Source organism: Nocardiopsis mwathae (genome assembly GCF_014201195.1).
GTDB lineage: Bacteria > Actinomycetota > Actinomycetes > Streptosporangiales > Streptosporangiaceae > Nocardiopsis_C > Nocardiopsis_C mwathae.
In genome coordinates, this window is the sequence record NZ_JACHDS010000001.1 from 4,406,514 (window position 1) to 4,426,771 (window position 20,258).

Annotated in this window: 17 protein-coding genes; 7 read left to right on the forward strand and 10 right to left on the reverse strand. The window is 73.0% G+C overall.

What is annotated here, in order from left to right:
* Positions 1–29: 29 nt before the first annotated feature.
* From HNR23_RS19185 to HNR23_RS19195, 3 genes are all read right to left on the reverse strand, one after another.
* A complete protein-coding gene (locus HNR23_RS19185; RefSeq protein ID WP_184080596.1) occupies positions 30–1,298 on the reverse strand; it encodes an MFS transporter in 1,269 nt (422 codons plus the stop codon).
* A 155-nt stretch (positions 1,299–1,453) separates the two neighbouring features.
* The gene (locus tag HNR23_RS19190) at positions 1,454–1,903 is read right to left on the reverse strand and encodes a MarR family winged helix-turn-helix transcriptional regulator (RefSeq protein ID WP_184077392.1); all 450 of its coding nucleotides are present in this window, start codon (positions 1,901–1,903) and stop codon (positions 1,454–1,456) included.
* 75 nt (positions 1,904–1,978) lie between these two features.
* Positions 1,979–3,466, reverse strand: coding sequence for a solute carrier family 23 protein (locus HNR23_RS19195; RefSeq protein ID WP_184077394.1), 1,488 nt, complete (start codon positions 3,464–3,466; stop codon positions 1,979–1,981).
* Between the two features lie 187 nt (positions 3,467–3,653).
* Between HNR23_RS19195 and HNR23_RS19200 the strand changes: the two genes are divergently transcribed.
* Positions 3,654–3,983, forward strand: coding sequence for a DUF2530 domain-containing protein (locus tag HNR23_RS19200; RefSeq protein WP_343070620.1), 330 nt, complete (start codon positions 3,654–3,656; stop codon positions 3,981–3,983).
* A 43-nt stretch (positions 3,984–4,026) separates the two neighbouring features.
* Positions 4,027–5,535, forward strand: a complete 1,509-nt coding sequence (locus tag HNR23_RS19205) for a DUF7059 domain-containing protein (RefSeq protein ID WP_184077396.1) — start codon at positions 4,027–4,029, stop codon at positions 5,533–5,535.
* Between the two features lie 111 nt (positions 5,536–5,646).
* On the opposite strand, the gene HNR23_RS19210 is transcribed toward HNR23_RS19205, so the two are convergent.
* The 4 genes from HNR23_RS19210 to HNR23_RS19225 form a co-directional block, all read right to left on the reverse strand.
* Entirely contained in the window at positions 5,647–8,739 is a 3,093-nt protein-coding gene (locus HNR23_RS19210) for a sacsin N-terminal ATP-binding-like domain-containing protein (RefSeq protein ID WP_184077398.1), read from the reverse strand.
* Between the two features lie 99 nt (positions 8,740–8,838).
* Positions 8,839–9,588: a DUF3027 domain-containing protein gene (locus tag HNR23_RS19215; protein ID WP_184077400.1), complete on the reverse strand. Its 750-nt coding sequence runs from the start codon at positions 9,586–9,588 to the stop codon at positions 8,839–8,841.
* A gap of 309 nt (positions 9,589–9,897) precedes the next feature.
* Entirely contained in the window at positions 9,898–10,281 is a 384-nt protein-coding gene (locus HNR23_RS27270) for a cold shock domain-containing protein (RefSeq protein ID WP_184077402.1), read from the reverse strand.
* A 540-nt stretch (positions 10,282–10,821) separates the two neighbouring features.
* Entirely contained in the window at positions 10,822–11,640 is an 819-nt protein-coding gene (locus HNR23_RS19225; protein ID WP_184077404.1) for an HAAS signaling domain-containing protein, read from the reverse strand.
* Positions 11,641–11,829: 189 nt separating this feature from the next.
* On the opposite strand from HNR23_RS19225, the gene HNR23_RS19230 reads away from it, so the two are divergent.
* The 4 genes from HNR23_RS19230 to HNR23_RS19245 all read left to right on the forward strand — a co-directional run bounded on the left by HNR23_RS19230 (position 11,830) and on the right by HNR23_RS19245 (position 16,120).
* Positions 11,830–14,277, forward strand: a complete 2,448-nt coding sequence (locus HNR23_RS19230) for a helicase-associated domain-containing protein (RefSeq protein ID WP_184077406.1) — start codon at positions 11,830–11,832, stop codon at positions 14,275–14,277.
* A gap of 212 nt (positions 14,278–14,489) precedes the next feature.
* The gene (locus HNR23_RS19235) at positions 14,490–14,906 is read left to right on the forward strand and encodes a CD225/dispanin family protein (protein ID WP_184077408.1); all 417 of its coding nucleotides are present in this window, start codon (positions 14,490–14,492) and stop codon (positions 14,904–14,906) included.
* Positions 14,907–15,007: 101 nt separating this feature from the next.
* Positions 15,008–15,577, forward strand: coding sequence for a hypothetical protein (locus tag HNR23_RS26965; RefSeq protein WP_246421807.1), 570 nt, complete (start codon positions 15,008–15,010; stop codon positions 15,575–15,577).
* Positions 15,578–15,700: 123 nt separating this feature from the next.
* Positions 15,701–16,120, forward strand: coding sequence for a hypothetical protein (locus HNR23_RS19245; RefSeq protein ID WP_184077410.1), 420 nt, complete (start codon positions 15,701–15,703; stop codon positions 16,118–16,120).
* Positions 16,121–16,154: 34 nt separating this feature from the next.
* Here the strand turns inward: HNR23_RS19245 and HNR23_RS19250 are convergent, their stop codons facing one another.
* Entirely contained in the window at positions 16,155–16,766 is a 612-nt protein-coding gene (locus HNR23_RS19250) for a TetR family transcriptional regulator C-terminal domain-containing protein (RefSeq protein ID WP_184077412.1), read from the reverse strand.
* Between the two features lie 96 nt (positions 16,767–16,862).
* A complete protein-coding gene (locus tag HNR23_RS19255) occupies positions 16,863–17,918 on the reverse strand; it encodes an agmatine deiminase family protein (RefSeq protein ID WP_221308176.1) in 1,056 nt (351 codons plus the stop codon).
* Positions 17,919–18,221: 303 nt separating this feature from the next.
* Between HNR23_RS19255 and HNR23_RS19260 the strand changes: the two genes are divergently transcribed.
* The gene (locus HNR23_RS19260; RefSeq protein WP_184077416.1) at positions 18,222–19,868 is read left to right on the forward strand and encodes a DNA repair helicase XPB; all 1,647 of its coding nucleotides are present in this window, start codon (positions 18,222–18,224) and stop codon (positions 19,866–19,868) included.
* A gap of 72 nt (positions 19,869–19,940) precedes the next feature.
* On the opposite strand, the gene HNR23_RS19265 is transcribed toward HNR23_RS19260, so the two are convergent.
* Positions 19,941–20,177, reverse strand: coding sequence for a hypothetical protein (locus HNR23_RS19265; RefSeq protein ID WP_184077418.1), 237 nt, complete (start codon positions 20,175–20,177; stop codon positions 19,941–19,943).
* Positions 20,178–20,258: the final 81 nt, after the last annotated feature.

Here is a 20,258-nt window from a genome sequence, read left to right on the forward strand (position 1 = left end):
GGGGGAAGGCACGGTTGCGGAGGTTTCGGTCAGTGCGACCGGCGGCCGGGCTCCGGGTTCGGTGCCACCCGGACGAACGGGCGGCGGGTGGGGGTCAGACGGAGCCGCAACCGCATGCGCTGCGCCAGCAGCGCGGCGACGGCGAGCACGACCACCAGGCTGACCGCGCCGCCGAGGGCGAGGCCGGTGCGGGGGCCGAACACGTCGGCGAGGACGCCCACGATGGGCGCGCCGACCGGCGTCGTCCCGAGGAAGAAGAGCATGTAGATCGCCATGACCCGGCCGCGCATGGTCGGGTCGACGCTGAGCTGGAAGTGGGCGTTGAGCGAGGTGGTCCACGTCATGAACGCCACACCCATGGGGAAGAGCACCAGGACGAACCCCAGGTAACCGGGCATGAGGGAGGCCACCACCTGCAGCGCGCCGAACACGGCCGCCCCGGCGAGGATGACGCGCAGCCGCGGGTGCTCCCGGCGGGCGGCCAGCAGCGCCCCGGTCAGGGCGCCGACGGCGAGGGCGGCGGCCGCGACGCCGTAGGAGGCGGGGCCGGTCTGGAACTCGTTCTTCGTGATGAGCGCGATCTGGTTCTGCACGTTGGCACCGAAGAGCTGGACCAACGCGGTCATGCCGAGGAGGAGCAGCAGGTCGCGGCGGCCGAGGATGTAGGCCAACCCCTCGCGGGTCTGGCCCTTGGCGCGCGGAACCGACTCGGTGACGTGCAGTTCGGCGGGGCGCATCCTGGCCAGGCCGAAGATCACCCCGGCGAACGACACCGCGTTGACGAGGAAGACCACGCCGCTGCCGACTGCGGCGATCATCAGCCCGGCGATGGCGGGCCCGGCGACCCGGCCCAGTTGGAAGCTGGCGCTGTTGAGGGCGACGGCGTTGGGCAGGTCGCGGCGGCCGACCATCTCCTCGACGAAGGTCTGCCGCGCGGGGTTGTCCAGCACGGTGACCAGGCCAAGGCCGAGGGCGAAGAGGTAGACGTGCCACACCTGGACGTGGCCGGCGACGGTGAGGGCGCCGAGCCCCAGGGCGAGCAGGCCCATGGCGGCCTGGGTGGCGATGAGCAGGCGGCGCTTGGACATGCGGTCGACGAGTGTCCCGCCCCACAGGCCCAGCAGCAGCATCGGCAGGAACTGCAGTGCGGTGGTGATGCCGAGCGCGACGCCGCTGCCGCCGCTGAGCGAGAGCACCAGCCAGTCCTGGGCGATGCGCTGCATCCAGGTACCGGTGTTGGAGACGACCTGGCCGTAGGCGAACAGCCGGTAGTTGCGGACGGCCAGCGAGCGGAACATCCCGGTGCGGGGGCCGGGGTCGGCGGCCGCCTCCGCGCCCGCGCCACTGCCCTGGGGGCGGGGTAACCGGGCCTCGTCCGCCGTCTCGGCGGCCGAACCGGAGTCGCCGCCCTCACCCGTGACCGCCGACCCGGATCCCCCTTCCGGCCCGGCGGTCACGCCTGGCTCAGGCGTTCCAGGATCCGCGCGGCCCTGCGCAGCGTCTCCTTGTCCTCCGGGGGCAGTTCGGCGAGGCGCCGCGCCAGCCACACCTCGCGGCTGCGCTGGTCCTCCCGCACCACGTCCCGCCCCGCGTCGGTGAGGTCCACCAGCTGCTGGCGCCGGTCGTCCGGGTGGGGCGTCCGGCGTACCAGCGAGCGCGCCTCCAGCGCCGCGATGATCCGCGTCATCGACGGCGGCTGCACCTTCTCGTGTTCGGCCAGCGCACCCGGCGTCATCTGCCCGTAGCGTGCCAGCGCGAACAGCACGGCGCTCTGCCCGAGCGACAGGCTCGTGTCCGGCCGCTGCGCCCGCAGCCGCCGGGCCAGCCGCCCCACGGCCACCCGCAGCACCGCCGCCAACCCCGCGTCGGTCCTGGTCTGCTGGGAGAGAGGTGATCGATTCATTAGCATCACTCATTACCTTTGCTAACGATATCCCCTCGCGTGCTATTTCCCCCGACACGGCCGGGACGCGGGCACCTACAGCCCGAGGAGGGCGCTGAAGGGCGCCTCGGCGAAGTGGATGACGAAGATGGCGACCACGATCCACAGCAGCGGGCTCAGTTCGCGCCAGCGGCCCTGGACGAGGCGGATGAAGGCGAAGGCGATGAAGGCCGCGCCGATGCCGTTGGCGATCGAGTAGGTGTAGGGCATCACCACGATCGCGAGGAAGGCCGGGATGCCGATGCCCAGGTCGGTGAAGTCGATCCTGGTGACCTGGGTCATCATCATGAAGCCGACCACGACCAGCACCGGGGTGGCCGCCTCGAAGGGGACGAGGCCGACCAGCGGGGTGAAGAACATGGCGACGAAGAACAGCCCGCCGGTGACCATCGGGGCGATCCCGGTGCGCGCGCCCTCGCCGACACCCGCCGCCGATTCGGCGTAGACCGTGTTGACCGACGCCGAGCCGACGCCGCCGAGGATCGTGCCCATCGCGTCGACGACGAGGACCTCGCGGGTGCGCTTCATGTTGCCGTGCTCGTCGGTCAGCCCGGCCTGGTTGGCGACGCCGACCATGGTGCCCATCGTGTCGAAGAAGTCGGCCAGCAGCAGGGTGAACAGCAGCATGACCACGGTGACGACGCCCGCGTTCGCCCAGCTGCCGAGCAGGTCGAAGTTGCCCACCAGGCTCAGGTCCGGCATGGAGACCAGGTCGCCGAGGGAGGTGGGGAGCGCGGGGACCGTGAGCGACCAGCCCGTCTCATCGACGACCGTGCCGTCCGGACCCACGCGCGGGCCGATGCCGCGCAGCACCTCCAGCGCGATGCCCAGGGCGGTCGCGAAGGCGATGCCGATGAGCAGGGCGCCCCTGACCCGGCGCACGATCAGCCCGATCGTCAGCAGCAGCCCCACCACGAACACCAGCACCGGCCAGCCGTCCAGGCCGTCCACACCGAGCTGCAGCGGGGTGCCCTCGCCCGGGCGCACGAAACCGGCGTTGACGAAGCCGATCAGGGCGAGGAACAGGCCCACACCGACGGAGATCGCGCACTTCAGGTCGCCGGGGATCATCGCGAACACGGCGGCCCGGAACCCGGTGAGGACCAGGACCAGCAGGATGACGCCCTCGATGATCAGCAGGCCCATGACGTCGGCCCAGGTCATCACGGGGGCCAGGACGTAGGCGACGATCGCATTGAGGCCCATGCCCGCCGCGATCGCGAACGGGTAGCGGCTGACGACTCCCATGAGCACGCACACGACGCCGGCGACCAGCGCGGTCACCGCCGCGACCTGAGGGATGCCCAGGGTGTCGCCGTTCTTGTCCGGCGCGGTGCCGATGATCAGCGGGTTGAGGACGACGATGTAGGCCATGGCGAAGAAGGTCGCCATGCCCCCGCGGACCTCCCGGGCGAAGTTCGATCCCCGGGCCGACACCTCGAAGTAGGAGTCGAGGCGCGCCTTGAACCCGCCGCCGTGCGCGGAGGGTGACTCTTCTGCTGTGGATCTGGACGGTGCGTTCACGCGGTTGAACCTGCCGTGTTCCGATTAAGTCGAGAAGTTCGCCCTGTTTTGGGCAAGTTACGAGGTCAGCGTAGTTGAAGCTTCGCACGACTTCGGCACCCGGCGGCGCCCCTGCATTCAGAGAAACCTACGAACACCCGGGTTTCGCTGCGGCGGGTGCGACCGGCCGATCGATTAGCCTGAAACCGTGCGTAAACCCCGTCAGCCCGACCCCGACGTCATGGAGAGTGACTACCGCGTACCCACGGCCATCGGCACCGTGGCGTGGGTGGTCGCCCTCGTCGTGCTGGTCGCGATGGGCGACGACCTGCCCGGCGACGAACGCTGGTGGATCTGGGTGTGCGTGGTCGGCATCGTCCTGGGCGTGTTCGCCTTCCTCTACATCCCCCGCCTGCTCCGCAAACGCCAGGAGGCCGAAGAACGCGGTGCGGCCAAGCGCCGCGAGCGCGAGGAGCAGCAGGGTCGACCCGCGCAGGACCCGGCGGGACCGGACTCCACGCGCCCCGACCACCCCTGAACAGGCATGATCGCCGACCCGCGCGATCCCCGATAATGGGCAGGTGTCTGAATCGCCGCACCTCTTCCCGCGCCGCCTCGCCGACCGCCTGCGCCGGACCCTGATCGACGCCGACTACACCGTCTCCGGCGTCCGCGACCGGCTCGGCGACACCGCCGCCCGTGCGCTCGCCCGCGAGCAGTTGGTGCCGGCCCTGCGCGCCACCGGCGGCGAGGAACGGCTGGGCATGCTGCTGCGCCTGTGGTGGCTGCAGGAGCCGATCCCGGAGAAGGCCGCACGCGGCATCCTCCCGGTCGAAGAACTCGTCGCCACCGGGCTGCTGGCCGTGCGCGGCGACGAGGTACGCGCCCTGGTGCACCTGAGCCCCTGGGAGATCGACGAGGGGCAGGGCGGCGACGCCGCGCCGCGCGCCGGCTACGTGGTCTCCGACCCGACCGTGCGCCCCGGCCAGGGCAGCCCCCACTCCGACCACGTGGTGGGCGCCGGCGGGGCCTCGGCCACCCTGTCGGAACTGATCGTGGACGGACCCGTGGACCGGGCGCTGGACCTCGGCACCGGCTGCGGTGTCCAGGCCCTGCACCTGGCCGGCCGCGCCTCCGAGGTCGTCGCGACCGACGTCAACCCGCGCGCCCTGCGCCTCGCCGAGATCAGCTGCGCCCTGTCCGGCCTGGACAACGTGCGCATGCGCGAGGGGTCGCTCTACACCCCGGTCACCGGGCAGCGGTTCGACCTGATCGTGTCCAACCCGCCGTTCGTCATCACCCCGGACTCGGCCCGCTACACCTACCGCGAGTCCGACCTCGACGGGGACGCGGTGTGCGCGGAGATCATCCGCCAGGCGCCCGACCACCTCACCGACGGCGGGTGGATCCAGATCCTGGCGAACTGGCTGCACGTCAAGGACGAGGACTGGCGCGACCGCGTGGGCGGATGGGTCACCGGCACCGGCTGCTCGGGCTGGGTGGTCCAACGCGATGTGCAGGACCCGGCGGAGTACGTGGAGCTGTGGCTGCGTGACTCCTGCGAGCACGGCACCCCCGAGTACACCCGACGCTACGACGCCTGGCTGGACTACTTCGAGCGGGAGGGCGTCACGGGTATCGGCTTCGGCTGGATCTCGGTGCGCAACGACGCCGCCCAGGACGCCGCCGTGCGCGTCGAGGAGCTACGCCACGAGATCGAGCAGCCGGTCGGCCGCTACCTGCCCGACGTGGTCGACGGCGCGATGACCGCGCGCCGCCTGACCGACGCGGCGCTGCTGTCGGCGCACGTCGCACTCGCACCCGACGTCGTCGAGGAGCGGATCGGCGTGCCCGGCGCGCCCGACCCGGAGAAGATCCTGCTGCGGCAGCGCGGCGGCCTGCGCCGAGTGGCCCAGGTCGGCACGGTCGAGGCCGCCCTGGCCAGCGTCTGCGACGGCACCATGCCGGTGGGGCCACTCCTGGACGCGATCGCCGAACTCACCGACCAGGATCCGGCGGCCGTCCGCGCCCGCACCCCCGACGTGCTGCGCTCCCTGATCACCGAGGGCTTCTTCCGCGTCGCCCGCTGACCCCGCCCCGCCCCGCCTCCGCACCGTTGATCTCGGAGATATCGGGGTGAAAACCGACGCTGAGACCGCGATATCTCCATCTCCGAGATCAACGGAAGGCGGGGTGCGGGCTCAGTCGAGGTCGGACTCGGCGAGCAGGGCGGGCGCCTCGGCAGGGGCGCGGAGGACGGCGGCGATGAGGTGGCGCTGCGGCCAGCGGTCGGCGGTCCAGCACAGGGCGCGGGCCAGGCCGTCGGTGGTGGAGGCGTGTAGGGAGCCGCCGGTGCACCGCCACTCCACGCCGACGCCGTCGACGAGGAGTTCGTCGTGGTGCAGGTAGGTGTGCACCTCCGCGTCGAGGAAGAGGGCGACCTCCTCTGGCACCGGGCGGATCTCGCCCGCCGAGGTGACGCTGCCCGCGACCACCTCGCTGGCCAGGGCGATGTCCAGGACGTCGGCCATCGCGACCGCGTGCTCGGCCGGGACGAGGACGACGGGCCGGTCCGCCAGGAGCGGCAGCAGGTCGGGCGCGTCGACGACCGCGGTCTCCTCCGGGTCGGCGACCACGATCGCGCCGCCGCGCACCGCCCGCACCCGCTCGGGCGGGGAAACGTGGTCGGGGTCGACCGTGGCGATCGCCGTCCAGATCTCGCGCAGTGCCTGCCGCTCGACATGGCGCTTCGGGTCGGCCAGGCGTTCCAGCAGGTCGTCGGGGCCGTCCGGTTCGGCCATCAGCCCCTCCAAGCCGGCCCGGACGCCGATCGCCCTGGCGAAGGCCGGGTCCAGGCCGTCGGGGGCGGGGTCGTACAGCCCCTGCAGGGCGGGGTCGGCGTCGCGGGTACGCAGCTCCACCGGGCAGCGCCCGTCGAGCAGCGCGCCGGTGCGCAGCCACCAGGCCGTGTAGGAGGGGATGTCGACCACCCGGCCGTCGGCGCCCAGCACCCGGGCCGGTTCGGTCACCGCGGCGCGGGTGCCCGGCCCGGCCAGCAGCTCCAGCGCCTGCGGCCAGCGGTCCTCACGGACGAACTCCAGGTCGGCGACGCCGACGAGCTCGGGCACGACCGGCGGGACGTCGGTGCCGCCCACCCGCTCGGCGGCCTCCTCCGCCCACTCCTCCAGGCCGTCCAGCGGAAGGTCGCCGTGGTCGAGCGCCCCGCCCAGGGTGATGTCCTCGGCCCGCACGAGGTGGAAGGAGTCGAGCACGCCGACGGCGCGCAGCGCGTCGGACCCGTGGCGCGCCACCGCTTCGGCGGCGACGACCCCGAAGGGCGCGTCGTCGGTGAGGATGTCCAGCAGCGGGCTGTCGGGCAGCAGCAGCTCACCGGCGACCGAGTAGCCGCCCTCGTCGTCCGGGAGGGCGAGCTCGGCCAGCCAGGGTTCGTCGGCACTGGTGATCCCTGCCGCCGTCACCAGTTCGAGTACGGCGGCCGCGATCGCCTCGGGGTCGTCGGCCTCCAGGGAGTTCTCCACGGCGGCGCGCGTCTGCGCGTCGGTGAGCACCGCGGCCTCGTTGGCCTCGACGGCGCCGAGCCGGGTCAGCAGCGGGTCGACGGCCTCGGGGTGCACGATGCGCAGGCCGAGCGGGTCCAGGGTGTGCCGGTCGGCCCCGACGGCCTCCTCGGCGCCGTACAGGTCGGAGAGGTCGCCGACGGGGACGAGCAGCGAGCGCGGACCGCGCACCCGTCGGCCGTCGGCCAGCGGAACCGGCAGCGCCCCCAGGTCGCCCAGGTCGGCGCCCTGCCGCCCGGCGGCGCGCAGTGCCGCGTACAGCCGCGCCCACCAGCTCGGTTCGCGGTCGAGGTCGGCGAGCAGGTCGGCGAGTTCGGCAAGGCCGACGCGGCGCACCCGCAGCTGGGTCAGGCCGGGGTGGCGCGGGTTCCAGTGGCCGGGGAGCGCGGTGCGCACCAGTTCGCCGACCACGGCGGTGACCTCCGTACCGCCTTCCAAGAGGACGGCGTCGCGCGGGCGCACGGGTTCGCCCTCGCTGGTGCGGAGGAAGGGGGTGTCGGGCAGGGTCTTGGCGACATGGGCGCGGAATCCGGCGTCGAACTCGCTGCGGCCCAGTGCGGCGGCGGGGACGAGGTCCAGGGCGGCGCGGGCGTCGAAGGCGCAGAGCAGTTCGCAGTAGGCCTCGGCCGCCTCGCCGGTGAGCATCTCGGTGGCCGGGCCGGGGGCGATGCGGCGGCGGTCGGGCGAGAGCGGGAAGGTCCCGATGAGCAGGGCGGGCAGGTCGAGCCCGTCGTCGCTGGGGGTGGGCGCGTGCACGACCCGCCGCACCCCGGCGGGGAGGTCGGCGACGTGGCCGTCGGGGGTCACGGCGGCGGCCCAGGTCAGCGTCCAGTCGAGGCGGGCGCGCTCCTCGGTGGGGCGGTCGGCGAGCAGGGACGGCTCGGCGCGGCCGGTGCGGGTGGCGGTGCGCCAGCGGGTGGCGTGCTCCCCGGCGCCGTCGCGGACGCGGGTCAGCACCTCGCCCGGTGCCGTGCCGGGCTCGGTCTCGCGGGTGAGCACGCGCTCGCCGTCCCCGGTCTCGATGCGCACCTCGGCGAGGTCGGGGAGGGCCAGCAGCAGGGCCTCGCCGGTCTCTGCCAGCTGGGCGGCGAGCCGGTCGCGGGCGTCGTCGTCGCGCAGCACGAGGGTGGCGGCGGTGTCGTATCCCTCGGGGACGACGGCGTCGCAGCCGAAGGGGAGCCGGAGCAGCGGCACCTGCTCGCCGCGCCGCTCGAACTCCTCTGCGAGCCCGGTGCGGGCGCGGCCGGGTTCGAGGAGGAGGGCGCGGACCTCTGTACGGGCCTGGTCGCGGTCGAAGCGGACCGCTCCGTCACGGGAGGCCACGGTGACGTCGTCGCTGACGGCGACCACGGCGGAGAAACCGACGCCGAAGCGCCCGGTGGCGGACTCGGCACCGGTTTCGTCGCGTTTGGCCGAGGCGCGCAGCGTGGCCAGGGACTCCACCCCGGCGGCGGTGAGCGGGGCGCCGGTGTTGGCCGCGGTGAACCGGTGGTCGCCCAACCGCAGCAGGAGGCGGCCGGGCGTGCCGGCGCGGCGGGCGGCGTCGGCGGCGTTCTGCGCGAGTTCCACGACGACGCGGTCGCGGTAGCCGCCGAGCGCGTAGTCTTCCTCGGCGTTGGCGTCCTCGCGGAAGCGCGACGGTGCGTCGGCCCAGCCATCGAGGACACGTCGGCGAAGTTCGGCGGTGCCGAACGGGTCGTCCGATGTCCGGGACATGAATCAACCTCTTAAGAGTCGGTGCGGCACTACGGTACGCGACCGATGGGGCGTTCTCGAAAGAGGTTTCGGCCCGAGGATGCGCGGGTGGGCGGGTGCTCAGCTCTCCGAGGAGACCAGCTCCAGCTCGGTGGTGTCGTCGAAGACGATGTGGTCGTAGCCCAGCTCGTCGACGACGGGCGCGGCGGGGTCGGGGCGGGGGGCGGGTCGCGCGGCCTCGGAGTGGGCGCCGCAGCCGTGGTCGAGCGAGACGACCCTGCCGTCGTCGGGCGCGAACTCGTTGGTGCAGACCCCGAACATCTGCCGCAGCTCACCGGCGAGCGGGGTCATGAAGCCGCAGGTGGCGCACTTGGCCGGGGCGGAGGAGGCGATCGGGCTGCGCGGCCCGGCGTCGCCGTTGTACCAGCGCTCGGCGGCGGACTCACGGCCGTGCTCCGACAGGACGCGCACCCGGCCCAGGCCGAGCTCCCAGACCATCTGGTGGTCGGCGCCCTCCTCGTCGAGTTCGTCCTCGGGCACCTGGGCGTAGCCGGGCATCAGGCGCGGGTCGTCGGCCTCGGTGGGCAGCAGGTCGCCGACGCCGAGGTCACCCGGGCGCAGGCGCTCCTTCCAGGGCACCCACTCCGGAGCGATCAGTGCCTCGGCACCGGGGAGCAGCACGGCTTCGTTGACCGTGACGGTCTTGGCGCGCGAGGCGCGGACCACGGTCACCGCGTAGTTCCAGCCGGGGTAGGCAGGGTCGAGGCAGTCGAAGACATGGGTGACGAGGCGGTCACCCTCGACCTGCGCGGCGAGGTGTTCGCCGACCCACTCCGGGCGCCCGATCTCGGCGGCCACGGAGCGGGCCATGTCGACCGCTTCGATACAGGCCTTGTCTGGTGTGGGAGAACGACGGCTACGGCTCACGGTTCCATTTTCGCTGATTGCGGCTACCGACTTGACCATGACACCGATCGATAGTCGACCGTTACGTCGGCTTGGGGGCGTCATGGCACGCCCCGCCGCCGAAAAAGTGGCGGGGGTCACCGCCGGGATCGGGCTGACGGCGCTCCGGCCGCGGGGTGGGGTGGGGGTCGGGTCCGGGCGTGCGTCGGCGTGTCGGCCGCCTTCCGCCGTGCCCGACCCGCCGCGGCCGAAGGCTCCGTCAGCCCGTGGGGGTCAGGCCTCCAGGTCGTCGGCGACGACGCGGAGGACCTGGGCGATCTTCGCCGCTTCGCGGCGCTCGGGGTGCTTGCCCCGGCGGTAGGAGGTGGAGACGCCGTCGAGGAGCTTGATGAGGTCCTCGACGATGACCACCATCTCGTCCGGCTTCTTACGGAGGGTCTTGGAGACCGACCGGGGTGCGTCGAGGAGTTTCACCTGGAGCGCTTGGGCTCCCTTGCGGCCTTCGACGACACCGAATTCCACGCGCTGCCCGGGGCGCAGGGAGGTGGCCCCTTGCGGCAGCGCGGAGGAATGCACGAAGACCTCACCGCCGTCATCTCGGGTGAGAAAACCGAAACCCTTGTCGCTGTCGTACCACTTGACCTTGCCGGTGGGCACGTGTGTGACCTCACGCTCTCGCCGTCGGACCAATGAGAAGGAGGCCGTGCGGGATCGGCCGCGTTCAGCACCGAATGTCCGCTTGGCCTCCTTGCCCCCTATCTTCCCATAGGGGCCTTTTAAGGCTAGTGCCCACGGAGCGTATCGAGCGAGAGACTTACTAGCGCGAAAAGCCGCAAACCACCACAAAGAAACGGACGGGTTCGGCCGAATCCGGCCATCCTCAGTGTGACGGCGCGTCCGCGCGATCGAACATACGAGAGGCCCGGACGCGGATCTCCGGGCCTCTCCATTGACAACGATCCCCGTCGCCGCTGGTTGCGGAGTTATGGGACGGGACCCGGCGGGACCAGGATGCCGCCAATGCCGATGACGCCGAGCGCCGATGTCGCCGCATGAGCGTCGATCGCGCCCGCAACCCGGACCAAACCGGAACGGAACGCATGGACATCATTACCCGACGTCTCACCTGTCACTCTTAGAAATGCGCAGGTCAACCACGATATTCCAGAGGATTTGCCGGGCGATGACCCAAGGGTGCTACGACGCATCGACGCCCCGGAGCAGCCGCACGGCCAGATACAGCCCGCACGCCACCGCCGCTACACGCAATCCGATCACCCCCGTGCTCAGCAGCGACCCCATGATCACCTGGTCCACGTAGGGCGCCTCGCCCTGCCACAGCACCATGCCCACCACCGTCGCGGCGATCGGCACCGCCACCGCGATCCACTGGTCGCGGCGCGCCCACACCCGGCTCAGCACCACCAGCACCGCGCCGACCGGCCACAGCAGCGAAATCGCGCCGATCAGGCCCGTGCACAGATAGATGACGACGGTGAACGCCTCGGCAGGGTTGTGCCGCACCCGGTCGAACGGCCCCGGCCCCGTGCCGCCGTTCGCGCGCCGCCGCCGGGCGGAGCGGCCACTCGACGCACCGCGCAGCAACCCGCGGTCCGGCCCACCGCGCCACGGCGGCGGCTCCCGGTGGACCCGGTGCTCGGGCATCGGCCGCTTGGACCCCGCCCAGAGCACCTGATCGCCGTCCCCGTCGCCACCGCCGCCGGCACCGTTCCCGTTCCCACCGGCCGTGCCGTTGCCGTTTCCGGCTCCGTTTCCGTTCCCGTCCTCCCGACAGGCTCGGTCGACCACGTCCTCCGGGTCACCGAACTGGCGCAGGACCTTCCGCACCTCCTCCGGGCTACGCGCCCCGGCCGCGGCACATGCCGCGTTGATCCGCGAGCGCAGGTCGCCGATGAACGCGACACGCCGCCGATGGGGGAGCCGCCCGTAGGCGGCTTCACCGACATCCGCGAGGTACGCCAGCACCACCTGTTCCGCACGCTCCGGCTCAGTCATACGCCTCATGGTGCCCCAAGATCGCCCATTCTCCGGGGGAAACTCAAGTGCCCATCGGCGCCCTCGCCGCCCCACCGGCCCAGGGTTCCGGTCCGCACCGCGGGCGGCCCGCCCCACGCGCCCCACGGGCGGGACACCCGGTCCGCACCGCCGGGTCGCGGCCCCGCGCATGGCATAGCGTGAAGAGCGATGATCGACGACGCCGATACGGGGCGCTCGGCCGACGGGCGGCTCCCCACCTTCACCTCGTGGCTGCGGGACCGCTCCGACACCGAGCTGGCCGCTCTGTTCGAAGCGCGCCCCGACCTCATCACCCCGGTCCCCGCCGACATCGGCGCGCTGGCCGCACGCGCCGCTTCCCGACCCGCCGTCCTGCGCGTCCTCGACCGGCTCGACCGCTTCACCCTCAACGTCCTCGAAGGCCTGGTCGCACTCGGCGACGACCGTGCGGGCACCGCCCCCGGCGTCGACCGCGACCGGCTCGCCGCCGCGCTGAACGCACCCGGCAAGCGGCTCGACGAGGCACTGGCCACCCTGCACCGCACCGCCCTGGTGTGGGAGGACGGCGCACGGCTCCGCCCCCTCACCGTGCTGCGCGACATCCTCACCCGGCCGGCCGGGCTCGGCCCGCCGCTGCGCCACCTGCTCGCCGGGCGGCCCGCCGACCGGTTGGACCGGCTCGCGGCCACCCTCGGCCTGCCCACCGGCCACACCGGCGCCGGCGACCCGGCCTCGCGCATCGCCGCGGCCGCCACCCCCGATCGGATCACCGAGCTCATCGCCGACGCCGGAGCACGCGCCCGCGAGGTACTGGACCGGCTCGCGTGGGGACCCCCGGACGGCACGGTGTCATCGGCGGCCTCCCGCGACGTGGACGCGGCCACCGCCGCCTCCCCCGTCGACCGCCTGCTCGCCCGCGGTCTGCTGGTCGCCACCGGGCCCGACACCGTCACCCTCCCTCGGGAGGTGGGGCTGGCGCTGCGCGAGGGGCGGCCGTTCCACCCGATCGAAGCCGACCCGCCGCCGCTCACCGGCCCCCCGATCGACCCCGACCGCGCCACACGGGCCGCAGCCGGCCAGGCGTTCACCGTGATCCGCTCGGTCGAGGAACTGCTGGAGCGCTGGGCCGAGGACCCGCCGGGCGTGCTGCGCAACGGCGGCCTGGGCGTCCGCGACCTGCGCCGGGCCGCCCAGAGCCTGGACACCGACGAGCCGACCGCCGCGCTGCTCATCGAGACCGCGCACGCCGCCGGGCTGCTGGCCGCCGACGCCGAGGTGGGCGGTGAGTGGCTGCCCACCCCCGGCTACGACCTGTGGCGCCGCTCCGCACCCGAACGGCGCTGGCTGCGGCTGGCCGAGGCGTGGCTCCGCTCCACCCGGGTGGCCGGGCTGAGCGCGTCGGCGGACGCCCGCGGCCGGTCGCGCAACGTCCTCGGTGAGGGCCTGGACCGCCGCTCGGCCCCCGAGGTCCGCCGCGACGTCCTGCACGCGCTCGCCGCCGCCCCCGAGGAGACCGCACCCACCCCCGACGCGGTGACCGCGTACCTGGCCTGGCTGCGCCCGCGCCGCCAGAGCCCGGCCACGGCCGGCCTCATCGACATCACCCTGCGGGAGGCGGCACTGCTCGGCTGCACCGGGCGCGGTGCCATCGCCCCGCACACGCGGGCGCTGCTGGAGGAGGCCGCCGACCAGGACACCCCCGTCGCCGAGCGGGACCACTCGCGCGCCGCCGACCTGCTCGGCGCCGAGCTGCCCGCCCCGCTGGAGCACATCCTGGTCCAGGGCGACCTCACCGCCGTGGCCCCCGGCCCCCTCGTCTGGGACCTGGCCCGGGAGCTGGCGCTGGCCGCCGACGTCGAGTCGACCGGCGGCGCCACCGTGTACCGGTTCACCGACGCCTCCATCCGCCGCGCCCTGGACGCGGGGCGCGGTGCCGCCGACATCACCGCTCTGCTGGAGCGCCACTCCCAGACCCCGCTGCCCCAGGCGCTGCGCTACCTCATCGACGACGTCGCCCGCCGGCACGGCCGGCTGCGCGTCGGCACCGCGTCGAGCTACCTGCGCTGCGACGAGCCGACGGTGCTCGACGAACTGCTCGGCGACCGCCGCACCGCCGACCTGATGCTGGTACGGCTGGCGCCCACCGTCGTGGCCTCCCGCACGGCCCGCGCGACCCTGCTGGACCGGCTGACCGATCTGGGCTACCACCCGGTGCCCGAGGACACCACCGGCGCGGTGCGGCTGAGCGGGCCGGAGGAACGCCGGGCGGAGGACCGCCGGCCGGCCCGCGAGTTCGACGAGCCCGCACCCGTGGGCCCCGCACTGCGGATGGCCGCGGTGCGGGCGGTGCGGGCCGGGGACGAGGCCGCGACGGCGGTGCGCCGCCCCGTCCCGGCTCCGGACGCCGCTCCCCCGCGCTCCGCCACCTCCGCCACGCTCGCCGCGCTCACGGCCGCCACGGAGCAGGGGCGCCGCGTGTGGATCGGCTACCTGGACACCGACGGCCGCGCGAGCAGCCGCATCGTGGAACCCGCCCGGATCGACGGGGGCTACATGACGGGCTACGACGCGACGCGCGCCGCGGTGCACCGGTTCGCCGTCCACCGCATCACCGGCGTGGCCGACCTGGACACCTGACCCTCCCCGCGCCCTTCTTCCATTGATCGACCGGATATCGACCGAATTCTCGCCGGTATTCGGTCGATCTCCCCGAGATCATCGGAGAATCCGGGGATCCGGCATTGGGGGAAGGGCGGTCGTTGCGTAGGTTGAGCCTGGCGCCGAGGGCGGTACACATGGGGGCGGCGCCGTGGCCGACGGATTCGCGGAGTAGGGACGGGACGACATCGATGAGCAACCAGTCGCTGCCGCCGGGGGCCTCCTCACCCCGGGACGACGACCGGCCGGACCGGGCGCGCGGCCGCGGGCACGAGGCTGTGTCGGCGGTGCGGGACGACGGTCGAGCGCATCGGCCGACGGCGGGGGGCGGGGCGAGCAGCTCCACCATGGCCCTCATCCTGCACGCCATGACGTTCCTGTGCTGCGCCAACTGGATCTTCGGCGTGATCGGGATCGTGTTCGCGGTCCGCGCGGCGCACAAGCGCGACCAGGGCCGCTACCTGGAGGCCGAGACGCTGACCCGCTACTCCTGGTACTGCCTGGGGGCCGCGGCCGTCATGTTCACGGTCATGCTGGTGCTGTCCCTGTGGATCCTCACCCAGGCGGGCTCCTGGGTGGAGGGCATCGCCCCGGTGCCCAACTGGTAAGCGGCTACCCTTCGTTGATCTCGGGGATATCGGGGTAAAAATCGGCCGTGAGACCCCGATATCTCCGAGATCAACGAAGGGACGGGGAGCGGAGGGAGACGATGGACGAGCAGTGGCCGCGGGTGCCGCGGTACTGGGACGCCCCTGCGGGGGCGGGGCCGTGGGACCGGGCCGACCGGAGCGGTGGCCACCCCGGCGGCGGCAACGGGTCCGGGTCCGGCGCCTGGGCGCCCCCGGCCGCACCTCCCGCGGCGCCGGCACCGCTGCCGCCGTCCGCGGCGTACCCGGGATACCCGGCGCCCCCCTGGCCTGCCGCCCACCCGGCGCACGCCCACCCCCGCTTCGAGCCGCCGGGCGTCCCCGCGGCGCCGCATTGCCACGGTCCGGCTCCGTGCGGCCCTCCGGCCCGCGTGGGGAGCGCCGTGGCCGCCCTCGTCGGCGCGATCCTCACCCTGGTGTTCCCGATATTCTTCCTCGTGGTCGGTGAGCCCCTGCTCTTCCTGCTGATGAACATCCCGGGCATCGTCCTGGGGATCCTGGGGCTGACCAAGACCGCCGACCCCGCCGAGGTCGAACGCTCCATCGGACACACCTGGGCGTGCACGCTCGCCTACATCGCCCTGGTGGTCATCATCGCCTCCTGGATGTTCGCCCCCGTCGGTACGGTGTGAGGCCCCACCTCTGGCCGGAATCGGCCGCAGCCGCCCGCAACCGGTCGGCCCTCTTCACCGTCGAAGTACGACCGGGTGCGCAAGCGCGGCCCGCCCCTGACGATCCCCGGAGGTTGCACGACGATGAGCGCACAGTGGCCCGACCCCCAACAGGGGCACTGGAACAGGCCGACCGGCGGCTATGAGCCGCAGGCGGGCGGCCAGCCCGGCACGGGGTGGGGGCAGGCCTCTCCACACCCCGCCTACCCGCCGCCCTACATGCCCGGCTACCCAGCGCCCTACCCCGGTGGCGGGCCGGTCGAGGAGCCGCCGAGCACCGGCGGCCTGGTCGGCGCCATGATCGTCGCGGTCGTGACCGCCATGCTCTGCAGCGGCACCAACCTCGTCGGAATCGTCCTCGGCGCGATCGCCCTGGCCAAGCGCACCTCGGAGCCCGCTGAGGCCCGCAAACTCACCAAGTACACGTGGATCTGCAACTGGATTCACATCGGCATCCTCCTGCTCGTCATCGGATTCTTCGCCGTCGTGATCGCCTTCGCCTGACCCCCGGTCGTCCCGCCCGGGGCCGGGGGCCGGATCACAGGGCGTCGACGGCGTCGCGCAGCACGGCGTGCGCGGCCTCCGTGGTCATCACCCCGGCGAGCCATCGGGCACCGACCCCCTCGACCAGGGCGGTCAGCCGCTCCGCCGTCGTCTCCGGGTCCGTTCCGGCGGGGATGCTGCCGTCGCGTCGGCCGTCGCGGATGATCTCGGCCAGGTCGGCGTTCCATCGGCGGGTGGACTCCGCGACGAGGGGACGCAGCGACTCGTCGAAGACGGCCGCCGCGCACATCTCGCCCCAGACCGCGGAGTTCGCGCGGACTTCGGGGGTGTCCTGGACCTCCCGGAGGACGACCTCGCGCAGGAGGTCGGCGGCGGGGCGGTCCCACCCGTCCCCGTCCCCGTCCCCGCCGGCCAGCGGATCGGTGTAGCGGTCGGCGCGCTCGTTCACGTGGGCCATGGCCCCGGCCAGCAGGCCGCGCCGGTTCTTGAAGTGGTAGTAGATGAGCGCGGTGGAGGTCCCCGCCTCCTCGGCGACCTGCTCCACGCGCAGCCCGCGGACCCCGCGCCGCGCGATCACCCTGCAGGTCGCGTCGAGCAGGGCCCGCCGCTTATCCGACTTGTCCAGCTTGTCCGATGCGTCGTTCACGGTTCCATCCTTACCGGACCGCACCCCCGCCGCGACCGCGGCCAACGGCCGGGGGCCGCGGTGCGGCAGGGGTGCGGCAGGGGTGCGGCGGCGAGGTCAGCGGTCGGACACCGGGAGCTGCTGGGTGGAGCAGTGGATGCCCCCACCGCCTTCGGCCAGGGAGTCGATCCGCACCTGGCGGACCTCCCGGTCCGCGTGCAGGTCCCCGATGATCCCGGCGGCGCGGTCGTCGGCCTCCCGGTCACCGAAGGCGGGCATGACGACCGCGCCGTTGGCGACGTAGTAGTTGATGTACGACGGCAGGAACGCCTCGCCCACATCGCCGATCCGGCGCGGGTCGGCCTCGGGGAGGTCGATGACGTCCGGCCTCCGCCCCTCGGCGTCGGCGGCCTCGGACAGCACTGCGAACGCCTCGTCCTCACAGCGCGTCCACACCTCGTCGGACGCGTCGGGCACGGAGCGGTTCAGCAGTACGACACCCGGCCGCGCGAACCTGGCGAGGCTGTCGATGTGCGCGTCGGTGACATCCGCGCCCGCGACCCCGGCGAGCCACACGACCGTGCGCACACCCAGGACACGGCGCAGTTCCGCCTCGATCTCGTCCCGGCTCATGCCCGGGTTGCGGTTGGGGTTGACCCAGGAGCTCTCGGTGGCCATCAGCGTGCCCTCACCGTCGATCTCGATGGCACCGCCCTCACCGACGATGGACGCCCGCACCCGGGGGACGCCGATCTCCTCCAGCAGCCGACGCGCGACCGCGCCGTCGTCGTCGTGGTCCTGCTTGCCGCCCCAGCCGTTGAACCCGAAGTCGATTCCGACGAGGCCGTCGGAGCCATGGACGAAGGTCGGACCGCTGTCGCGGACCCAGAGGTCGTCCACGGGCAGGGGCAGGACCTCCACGCCCGAGCCGCAGGCCCGCCGCGCGTCGTCCGCCTGCTCGGGGCGGGCGAGCATGGTCACCGGCTCGAAGTCGGCGATCGCGCGGGCGATGCGGGCGATGTCGGCGCGGACGCCGGGGATCAGCTCCTCCCAGTACGGCGCGCCGGCCGGCCAGGCCATGAACGTCCGCTCGTGCGGCGTCCGCTCGGAGGGCATGGTGTACGCGGCGTCGCCGGCGCCGCCCCCCGTGGTTCCACTGTTGTCGGCCGGCATTGCGGCTCCCCTTTCCCCGTCGGACCCCGCGCACCCGCCGAGGAGCACGGCGCCCCCGGCAAGTGCTCCGAAACGCAGCAGGTCACGGCGCGGCGGTGCGAAGTCCGGCATGTTCACTTCCCCTTTCGGCGTCCGGACGCTCCGGACATCCTGACTGAATTTTCAGTCAGGATCGAGTGTATACGCTTCCCGGGGTGGCGCAACCCTGTCGCGCGCATACCCTGGGTGACGGGCCCGGCCCGCGACGTGCGCACACCGCACCGAGGTCGCCCCGCCCCTTCCGATCACCTCTGCGAGGTACGCGTGTCCTGCCTGATCGTCCAGTCCGACAAGACCCTGCTGCTCGAAGTCGACCACGACCTGGCCGACGCGTGCCGACGCGCCATCGCGCCCTTCGCCGAGCTGGAACGGGCACCCGAGCACGTGCACACCTACCGGATCACCCCGCTGGCGCTGTGGAACGCGCGCGCCGCCGGGCACGACGCCGAGCAGGTCGTCGACGCCCTGATCGAGTACGCGCGCTACCCCGTCCCGCACTCGCTGCTGGTCGACATCGCCGAGACGATGGACCGCTACGGGCGGCTGCGGCTGCTCTCCCACCCCGCCCACGGACTGGTGCTGCACGCCCTGGACCAGGCGGTGCTGGAGGAGGTCGTACGCGCCAGGAAGATCAAGGGCATGCTCGGCGAGCGGATCGAGCCCGACACCGTGGCCGTGCACCCCAGCGAGCGCGGAAACCTCAAGCAGGCCCTTCTCAAGCTGGGCTGGCCGGCCGAGGACGGCGCCGGGTACGTCGACGGCGAAGCCCACGCCATCGGCCTCGCCGAAGACGGCTGGACACTGCGCGACTACCAGCGCGAGGCGGCCGACGGCTTCCACTCCGGCGGGTCGGGCGTCGTGGTGCTTCCCTGCGGCGCCGGGAAGACGCTCGTCGGCGCGGCGGCCATGTCGCTGGCCAAGGCCACCACGCTGATCCTCGTCACCAACACCGTCTCGGTGCACCAGTGGCGCGACGAACTGCTGCGGCGCACCACGCTCACCGAGGACGAGATCGGTGAGTACTCCGGCACCCGCAAGGAGGTCCGGCCGGTCACCATCGCCACCTACCAGGTGATGGCGGCACGCAGGAAGGGCGTCTACAGCCACCTGGAGCTGTTCGACGCGCGCGACTGGGGCCTGATCATCTACGACGAGGTGCACCTGCTCCCGGCCCCGATCTTCCGGATGACCGCCGACCTGCAGGCACGCCGCCGCCTCGGCCTGACCGCCACGCTGGTGCGCGAGGACGGCCGCGAGGGCGACGTGTTCTCGCTGATCGGCCCCAAGCGCTACGACGCGCCGTGGAAGGAGATGGAGAACCAGGGCTGGATCGCCCCGGCCGAATGTGTGGAGGTCCGGGTCGACCTCGCGGAATCCGAGCGGCTGGCCTACGCGACCGCCGAACCCGAGGACAAGTACCGGTTCTGCTCCTCCACCTCCGCCAAGACGGCGGTGGTCCGGGAGCTGGTGCGGCGGCACGAGGGCGAGCAGACCCTCGTCATCGGCTCCTACATCGACCAGCTCGACGAACTCGGCGCGGAGCTCGACGCGCCGGTGATCAAAGGCGAGACACGGGTGAAGGAGCGCGAACGGCTGTTCGACGCGTTCCGCGCCGGGGAACTCCGCACCCTGGTGGTGTCCAAGGTCGCCAACTTCTCGATCGACCTGCCCGAGGCCGGGGTGGCCATCCAGGTGTCGGGGTCGTTCGGCTCCCGCCAGGAGGAGGCGCAGCGGCTCGGCCGACTGCTGCGCCCCAAGTCCGACGCACGCAGCGCCCGCTTCTACGCGGTCGTCGCCCGCGACACCCTCGACCAGGACTACGCGGCACACCGCCAACGTTTCCTCGCCGAGCAGGGCTACGCCTATCGGATCATGGACGCCGGAGACGTCCTCGCCGGCGAGGAGATCTGACCGCGCGCGGGCCCGCGCGCCCGGACGGCCGCAGCACCGGCGGGATCAGCCCGGCGGGGCCACCCGGCGGGGTCAGAACGAGGGCAGCCCGCCCAGCACGTAAGTGAACCCGGCGACGCCCCAGGCGATGAGGGCGTAGACGAGCGTCCGCGCGCGCAGCTCGGAGTTCCTGCGCATCGCGGGTGTGACGAAGGCGGCGACCATGAGGATCATCGCGAGCATCGCGGGGATCAGCGACGCCACGGCGAAGAGCTGCATCTGCGCGACGCACTCGGTGTAGTTGTCGCCGCTCAGCTCGCCACAGAACAACGGTTCTCCCGGTTCGAGGGTCGAAGGGCCCCGGTCGGCCGCCCGGTGGACGGCACCATATCGACGGTACCGTTTCGGCGG

Bases quoted from the DNA above. Each gene is read 5' to 3' on its own strand.
- HNR23_RS19185 (WP_184080596.1), bottom strand. From the start codon at position 1,298: ATGTTCCGCTCGCTGGCCGTCCGCAACTACCGGCTGTTCGCCTACGGC.
- HNR23_RS19190 (WP_184077392.1), bottom strand. From the start codon at position 1,903: ATGAATCGATCACCTCTCTCCCAGCAGACCAGGACCGACGCGGGGTTG.
- HNR23_RS19210 (WP_184077398.1), bottom strand. From the start codon at position 8,739: ATGTCCCGGACATCGGACGACCCGTTCGGCACCGCCGAACTTCGCCGA.
- HNR23_RS19215 (WP_184077400.1), bottom strand. From the start codon at position 9,588: ATGGCCCGCTCCGTGGCCGCCGAGATCGGGCGCCCGGAGTGGGTCGGC.
- HNR23_RS19225 (WP_184077404.1), bottom strand. From the start codon at position 11,640: ATGACTGAGCCGGAGCGTGCGGAACAGGTGGTGCTGGCGTACCTCGCG.
- HNR23_RS19230 (WP_184077406.1), top strand. From the start codon at position 11,830: ATGATCGACGACGCCGATACGGGGCGCTCGGCCGACGGGCGGCTCCCC.
- HNR23_RS19235 (WP_184077408.1), top strand. From the start codon at position 14,490: ATGAGCAACCAGTCGCTGCCGCCGGGGGCCTCCTCACCCCGGGACGAC.
- HNR23_RS26965 (WP_246421807.1), top strand. From the start codon at position 15,008: ATGGACGAGCAGTGGCCGCGGGTGCCGCGGTACTGGGACGCCCCTGCG.
- HNR23_RS19245 (WP_184077410.1), top strand. From the start codon at position 15,701: ATGAGCGCACAGTGGCCCGACCCCCAACAGGGGCACTGGAACAGGCCG.
- HNR23_RS19255 (WP_221308176.1), bottom strand. From the start codon at position 17,918: ATGCCGGCCGACAACAGTGGAACCACGGGGGGCGGCGCCGGCGACGCC.